Annotated in this window: 6 protein-coding genes; all 6 read right to left on the bottom strand. The window is 60.8% G+C overall.

Annotated elements, in window-relative coordinates; genetic code table 11:
* Nucleotides 1–114: 114 nt before the first annotated feature.
* Nucleotides 115–435 (bottom strand): hypothetical protein, encoded by a 321-nt coding sequence (locus Q1K23_RS06425; RefSeq protein ID WP_300363319.1) that lies wholly within the window; start codon nucleotides 433–435, stop codon nucleotides 115–117.
* A complete protein-coding gene (locus Q1K23_RS06420; protein ID WP_300363318.1) occupies nucleotides 436–3531 on the bottom strand; it encodes an efflux RND transporter permease subunit in 3096 nt (1031 codons plus the stop codon).
* 3 nt (nucleotides 3532–3534) lie between these two features.
* Nucleotides 3535–4635 (bottom strand): hypothetical protein, encoded by a 1101-nt coding sequence (locus tag Q1K23_RS06415; protein WP_300363317.1) that lies wholly within the window; start codon nucleotides 4633–4635, stop codon nucleotides 3535–3537.
* 13 nt (nucleotides 4636–4648) lie between these two features.
* On the bottom strand, nucleotides 4649–5938 hold the full coding sequence (locus Q1K23_RS06410) for a TolC family protein (protein WP_300363316.1): 1290 nt from the start codon (nucleotides 5936–5938) through the stop codon (nucleotides 4649–4651).
* Nucleotides 5935–6564 carry a TetR/AcrR family transcriptional regulator gene (locus tag Q1K23_RS06405; protein WP_300363315.1) on the bottom strand — a complete coding sequence of 210 codons (630 nt, stop codon included), beginning with the start codon at nucleotides 6562–6564 and terminating at the stop codon, nucleotides 5935–5937. Before Q1K23_RS06405 ends, Q1K23_RS06410 begins: the two co-directional genes overlap by 4 nt.
* A gap of 112 nt (nucleotides 6565–6676) precedes the next feature.
* The coding region (locus tag Q1K23_RS06400; protein WP_300363314.1) for a permease at nucleotides 6677–7224 on the bottom strand (548 nt) is incomplete at its 5' end.

Raw genomic sequence — 7224 nt, 5'->3', positions numbered from 1 at the left:
CCCGTAGCCCAAAGCAGCGGCAAAATGCCAAAGAGCGTCGTAAACGCCGTCATCAGCCAAACAAGTTGGCGAAAGCGTCGTAGGGCTTACCGTCGGGGTCGTCGAGGCTCACTTTCATGCCTGCCATTGAATCAGAAGTTTTTCGAATATCTCCGTCAGTCGCTCCGCAGGAACGAGGCCTTCGGCGAGGATCTCTTTTTTGAGTGTCAGGGTCGGGTCGTAGGCGATGCCCGCTTCGACGGAGCGGGCGGTCTCTTTTTCGTAGTGGATGCGAAGACGCAGCGGCAGATGTTTGACGGCGCACACCAGTCGCTTGGAGAGCTTGACGCGCTCTTTTTCGCTGCCGTGGATCGTCACCTCAAAAAGCGGCCACCCGGGGTGCTCTTCGTTCAGTTCTTCGCCTTCTTTCAGCGGATAGCAGTACTCGAGCGCCATTCAATCCCCTGCCACTTTTTTGAGCGAATCGGTTTTATTGTTGGGATCCGTGGCATAGGCGTACATCGGCACGTACACCAGCGTCAGCAGCGTGCCCACCAGCAGGCCGCCCACGGCCACGTCGGCCAGGGGGCTGAGCCGTTCCAGGCCCACCGCCTGCTCCAAAGCGATGGGAATCATCCCCGCGATCGTGCCAAACGCCGTCATCATGACGGGCCTGAAACGCACCCGCACGCTCTCGACGGCGGCTTCGAAGGGGCTTTCGCCCTGCGCTTCGTAGGTTTTGTAAAAGTCGATGAGCAAGACGGCGTTTTTGATGATGATGCCAAAGAGCAGCAAGAGTCCCACCATGCTGGGCATACAGCTGGGCTTGTCGAAAAGCAGCATCCCCCACGCCGCGCCGATCATCGAAAGGGGCAGCACGACGATCATGATGACGGCCAGCCGCACCGATTCATAGATGGCGATGAGGGTTAGCAAAAGGATGACGACACCGAGGCCGATCGCTTTGATCATCCGTTGGAAACTGTCCTGAAGCTGCTTGATGTCGCCCTCCTGCGTCACGACGATCCCCGTCGTATCGACGTTTTCGAGGGCCTTTTGGGCATCTTCGGTGATGTGGGTGACGGGCCGTTTGGCACGATAACCATTGACATCGAGGCTATAGAGCATCGCGTCGCGCTCGATTTTGGCCGGGGTCAGGTCGTACCGCAGTCTGGCGATCTCTTCGAGGGGCACTTCGCCCGTTTTGGTTTTGATGGGCAGCAGTCGCAGGGTCTGGATATCCGCACCGTAGCGACCTTTGAGATAGAGCCTGGCAAACTGCGTGTTCATCGAAACGAACCCGCTGCCAAGAGAGACGGTCTGGCCTCTTAGCGGCAGCTGGGCGGCGATCTGCCAGGGGGTCAGGCCGTAGCTGAGCGCCTTGCGGGTGTCGATGTCGACGCGGATTTCGGCAAAGTCGTTGTCCCAGCTTTGCGAGAGGGAGGTGAGCCCTTTGATATCTTTGAGGGCGCTCAATACCTCCTTGGCCTTTTCGGGCAGCGCTTCCCAGTCGGGGGCTTTGAGCCGCACATCCAGCGGGGCCTTGATGGACGAGAGCGCCGTGGCGCCAAAATCGTAGACGTCGTTGCGCTTGAGCCCTTCGAGGTGCGAGAGGCGTTCGCGGATCAGATCCTCGAGCTCCCAGATGCTCTGTTTGCGCTCGAAGCGGTTGACGGCGATGACGGTGACGGTGGCTTCAGCAGGCAGGTTGCCGCTGCCAAGGCTCATGACCCCGGGCTCCGTGCCGAACGCCACCGAGCTCATCCGCACCCAGGGCTGCTCGTGCAGCCACGCCAAGAAGGGTTCGAGGCGCTTCTCGGCGCTTTCGACCGTATCGTTGACGCTGAAAGCCACCTGTGCCTTGATGATGCCCGTATCCATCGGGGGCATCACGTCCTTGCCGATGAGCGGCATGACGTTTTTGAGGCTCAGCAAAAGCACCGCGACCACGCCGACGGTGAGCGCCATGCGCCGCAGCGCCCACCATCTGCCGTTGGAAAATCTCAAGATCCCCACATAGGGCCCGATCAGCCGCCCGATGCTGTTTTGATAGAGCGACTCGAACCACCTTTCGATGCGCGTTTTGCCCGTGCCGTTGCGATAGAGCCAGGCCGAGAGTTTGGGGATGAAGGTGATGGAGAGAAAGTAGCTCACCAGCAATGCGATGATGAGCGTGGAAATGAGCGGCCGGAAGATGTGCTGGGGGAAGTCGCCCACGAACATCAGCGGAAACATGACGACGATGGTGGCGATGGTGCCTGCAAAGACCGGTTTGAGCACCTCTTTGGTGCCGCTGACGACGGCGGTTTCGAGATCTTCGTGCTCTTCGCTCAGATGCCGCTCGATGTTTTCGAGCACCACCACCGCATCGTCGACCAGCATGCCGAGCGCCAGGATGATGGCGGTGTAGATGACGATGTTGAGCTCCCCGCCCATGAGCCAGATGACGGCCATCGTACCGAAAAAGACCATCGGGATCGAAAGGCCCGCGGCGATAATGGCCCTGAAATTGCCCAGAAAGATCATGATGACCAGCAGCGTGTAGACGATGGCGTCGCGCAGGGCTTCGAGCATGTTGGTGTTGGCGGTTTCGATCAGATCGCGCTGGGTGTCGGCGATGGAAAAGCGGATGTTGGGGTAGCGTTTTTCAAGCTCCCTCATCGCCTCCCGCGCCGCTTTGGAGACGCTCAGCACCGAGCCGCCGGGGGCGCGCTGGATCGAGAGGGCGATGGCGTTTTCGCCGTTGCCGATGTAGCCGCTGGTGCGCTTTTTGACACTCCAGCGCACCTGCGCGATGTCGCCCAGCGAAACGTTGGGGGCTACGGGAAGTCGCTTGAGCCGTTCGATGTCGTCCTTTTCGCCGTAGTAGGTGAGGGTGAAAAAGCCCCCTTCGCCCTTGACGAACCCCAGGGGCATGTCGCGATCGAGTGCGCTGACGGTCTGGGCGATGTTTGCCGGATCGAGGCCGTAGGCTTTGGCTTTCAGGGGATCGACGGCGATCTCGATGGCGCTTTCAAACCCGCCGAAAACCTCCACGTTGCCGATGGCCGGGTTGGCCAGCAGCCACGGCTTGATGAAGCTGTCGGCGATCTTGCGGATTTCAGCCAGCGAGAGGGCGTCGTTTTTGGGCGAGAGGGCGATGACGTCCACCGGCAGAGTGAAGTCGCCGACGGTGTAGACGGCGGGGTTGGCGTTTTTGGGGAGTTTGCCCTTGGCGATGGCCAGGGCGTTGGCCACGTCCACCGCGGCGGCTTCGAGCCCCTTTTCGTACTCGAATTCGGCCTTGACGATGGAGAAGTTGGCCGCGTTGACGGAGCTGACGTCCCGTATCAGCCCCAGCCTGGCGATCTCCTCTTCGATCGGTTTGGAGACGGTGCCGGCCGCTACCTGCGCCGTGGCGCCCGGCACCTGGGTGATGACCACGACCTGAGGGCGGTTGGCGTCGGGAAAGAGGTTTTTGGGCAGCGTAAAGAGCGCCACGACGCCCAGAAAGAAGAAGGCGGCGATGAGGCTGTAGAGCAGATAGCCCCTTTTGTAGAAAAAATCGAACATGGGCTACTCCGTTTTTTTCGTTTGCACACGCATGCCGCCAAGCAGCCGCAGCAAAATGTCGGGCTTGGCGACGACAAGAGGCTGGCCTGCCAGATGCGTGTCGGCCACGGCGACGCCCTCTTTGCCGCTGGCAAGAATGTGCAGGTCGACGGGCCTGGCCCGGCCGTTTTCGACTCTCAAGGCCACTTTGCGTCCTCCTTTGTCCAGCACGGCGTCGTTGGGCAGCCGCAGGGCGTCGCCATCGAAGACGATCGCATCGACCTTGACGCGGGTGCCGGTGCTCAGTCCCGTATCAAGAGGCGTGGTACGGTACTCCTGCAGGCCGTTGAAGGTGTGATGGAGCGGATAGAGCGGCACTTTTTCGCCCCGAAAGAGGACGGCGGAGGCGTTGACGTCGGCGGGCAGGCGTACCAGCAGGTAGTCGCCCTTTTGTGCGCCGATGGCCAGGATCGGTTTGCCCGGCATCGCCATGTCGCCGGGGTTGAGGAAGGTTTTGCCGATCACGCCGTCTATGGGCGCTTTGATGAGGGTGTAGTCGAGCAGCTGGGCGATCTCTTCGAGATTGGCCTCGAGGGCTTTGATTTTCGCTTTCGCTTCGGCGATTTTGGCCTCGGCCTGGGCGATCTGGCTCACTTCGGCATCGAACTGCTCCCGGCTGGCGCCTTTGACTTTCATCAGTTTTTGGGTGCGGGCGTGTTTTGCCTGGAGCGTCTTGTGGGCCGTTTGGGCGGCGGCCAGGGCCGTTTTGGCTCCGGCGATCTGTGCTGTGACGGCGGCCGCTTTGGCTCTGAGGTCGCGATCGTCGAGCCGCACGACGGGCTCGCCCTTTTTGACGCGCGCGCCCGCTTTGTGCATCATCAGAATGCGGGCGGCGAGCTTGGAAGCGACAAGGGTGTCGCGGTCGTTTCGCACCAGTGCCAGCGCGGGGAGGCTGAGGGTGACGCGGCCCGTTTGGGGACGGACGGTATCGACGACTACGGCGTAGGTTTTGGCCGGTGTCAGGGCCGCTTCCTCGGACTTTTTGTGTTTGACGGCCCGCACGGCACCGACGACGAGCAGAACGACGGCGGCGATGACAAGCAGGGTTTTTAACGATTTTCTCATGGGTTTCTCCTTCCTATTTCACAATCTCGCGCAGGTCGCTGCCGTAGATGACCGCCAACTGGGCCAGGGTCTGCCACCAGGCGGCTTCGGCTTCGGCTTGTTTGCTTTGGGCCGCAAACATCCCCTCTTCGTAGCGCAGATATTCCTCTTCGCTCAGGCGTCCGGTTTCATAGGCCACTTTGGCGTAAGCGAGGAGGTTTTTTTCGTTTTGAACGCTCTTTTGGGCCAGCTCGCGCGAGCGGCGCGCAAGGGCCAGGCTTTCGCGAAGCGCCCCGGCTTTGGCTTCAAGCTCCTGTCGGGTTTGCGCCAGCTTCAGCTGCGCTTCGCGCAGGCGCACTTCGGCTCTCTCGATGTCGGTGTGAAGTCCTTTTTCAAACAGCGGCATCGTAAGGCCCACCATGTAGCGGCCGTAACCTCTGTGCACGTCATCGGCGGTATCGCTTCGGCCCAGGGGCGCAACGGCGTTCTGGCCGTAGTTTTCGCTCCAATAGGCATCGGCGACCACTTTGGGGTAGAGCCTGTCTTTGGCTGCTTCTGCGGCGTGCGACTGGGCTTTGAGGAGGTGCCGAAGCGGTGTGATGGCAAAAAGTTCCCCCTCTTCGATCGCTTCCTGCACAGCCGTAAGAGGGGCGGGGTTTTCGAGCCGCATGCCGGTGAGCGCCTCGATGCGGGATTTCAAAAGGCTCTCCTGGGCATGCAGGTCATTGAGCGTGATGCGAAGGCGGTTGAGCCCCTCGTCAAGCTTGTCCAGGGCGATGCCGGGTGCGCGGCCGCTTTGGACCTTGATTTCGGTATCCCGGCGGGTCTTTTCAATGGAACGCATCCGGGCTTTCAGCGCGGCTTCGAGTCTTCGCAGGTGGCGCCACGAGGCGTCAGCGCCTACCAGCAGCGCTTCATTTTGCAAAAAGTCGAGCCGCTCTTTGGCCTTGGCGCTTTCGGCCATCGCTTCGGCCTGGCGGCTCAGGCTGAAAAGCTCCTTGGCGAAGAGGGGCAGCGAGACCCGGGCGCCGAGCCGCTCGATCGTCGTGGCGAAGGGCAGGGGGTTTCCCTCGGCGCTCATCTTCGCCGACTCCGTGGGCGACATGGGACGCAGGTTGGTGGGGCTGTTGTAGTGCTCGAAGCTCGCAAAGAGCGAAAGAGAGGGCCAGAAGCGGTCTTTGGCCCTCTTGACGCCCAGCTCGGCCAGTTGCGATCGCGTCTCGTTCAGTCGGGTCTGCGGCTGTTTGGCCAACGCGTCAAAGAGCTGTGTCATCGTCGCGGCGTGCAACCAGATGCCGGCGATCGGCAGCAGGAGCCATCTCATGGTCTCTCCTTTCGGATCAATTTCAGAATTTTCTTTGCCAGGATCTTTGAGAGATCGTTCATGTCGGGTTCGGGTCTCAGGGCCACGCCCCCCAGCTCTTTTGCCGCCTGGGTCGCGACCCTTTTGCGAAGGGTGCGGGTGGTCTGGTGATTGATGAGCGTCGAGACGATCATCATCTGCACCACCATCGGGTTTTCGATCTCGAAAACTCCGCGTTTGACCCCTTCGTCGATCAGACGTGTCACCAGTCCCAGGGTGCGGGAGAGCTGCCGGGTGGCGTCGTCGGAGAGATTGCGGCCGTTGTCGGCGAATTCGTGCGAGAGCATGGCGGCAAAACAGCGGTGCGCGGCCAAAAAGGCGCCGAAACTCTCGATGTAGGCCTTCACTCTTTTTTCCACCGCTTCGTGCGCTTCGACGGCTTGGCCGACTGCATCCGCCAGCCGTTCCAGACGGCTGCAAAGCACGCTCTCATACAGGGCCGCTTTGTCCTTGAAGTGGTAGTAGATGGCCGGCTTGGTGACGCCCGCGTCGGCGGCGATCTCTTCGAGCGAGGCGTTGGCGTAGCCGCGGCGGGCGAAATGTATCGCCGCGGCTTCCAGGATCTTCTCTTTTTTGTTGCCCTTCATCTCTTTCCTTACTTTACGGTAAGTAAGTATATATCTATCGGCTTTACAATTTCCTTAACCGCACCGCAAAAGGGGCGTTTTGCACCGTATGAAAAAAGTTATATGGGCAGGTTTACGAACAGCAGCTTTGGCCCTCGCACGGGGGGTTGCGGCGAAAGAGCGGCTTCAGAAGAAACCACAAAATCAGCACCCACATCAGAAGCGACGAAAGGGCGGCCAGGATGCCTGCCTCTTCCTCGACATGAACGACGCTGCGGGGGTCGACCCGCATGACGTCAAAGAGCGCGTCGATCATGATGCCAAAGAGAAGCGAGCCGCCGACGATGGTGGCCAGATAGATGAGAAGCGACCGGGTGCCGAGCATCTTTTTGACCACGCCCATCGTGACCGTGTTGGTCGCCGGGCCGGCACTGAGGAACACGAAAGCGGCTCCCAGGCTCACGCCCGAGAGCACCAGCGACGCGGCGATGGGCAGGCTCGCCGTAGCGCACACGTACATCGGCACGGCGACGGCGATGACGAGCAGGTACCCCAGCCAGGCGTGGTTTGCGAGCATCTCGCCCACGTTTTCGGGGATCGCCACCGTGATCGCCGCACCGATGAGAAGCCCCCAGAAGAGGGGTTTGGCGATGTCGCCCATCAGGGTGACGAAACCGTATT

Origin of the sequence: Hydrogenimonas sp. (assembly GCF_029933015.1) — a bacterium.
GTDB lineage: Bacteria > Campylobacterota > Campylobacteria > Campylobacterales > Hydrogenimonadaceae > Hydrogenimonas.
This window is presented reverse-complemented; position numbering and strand designations above follow the sequence as displayed.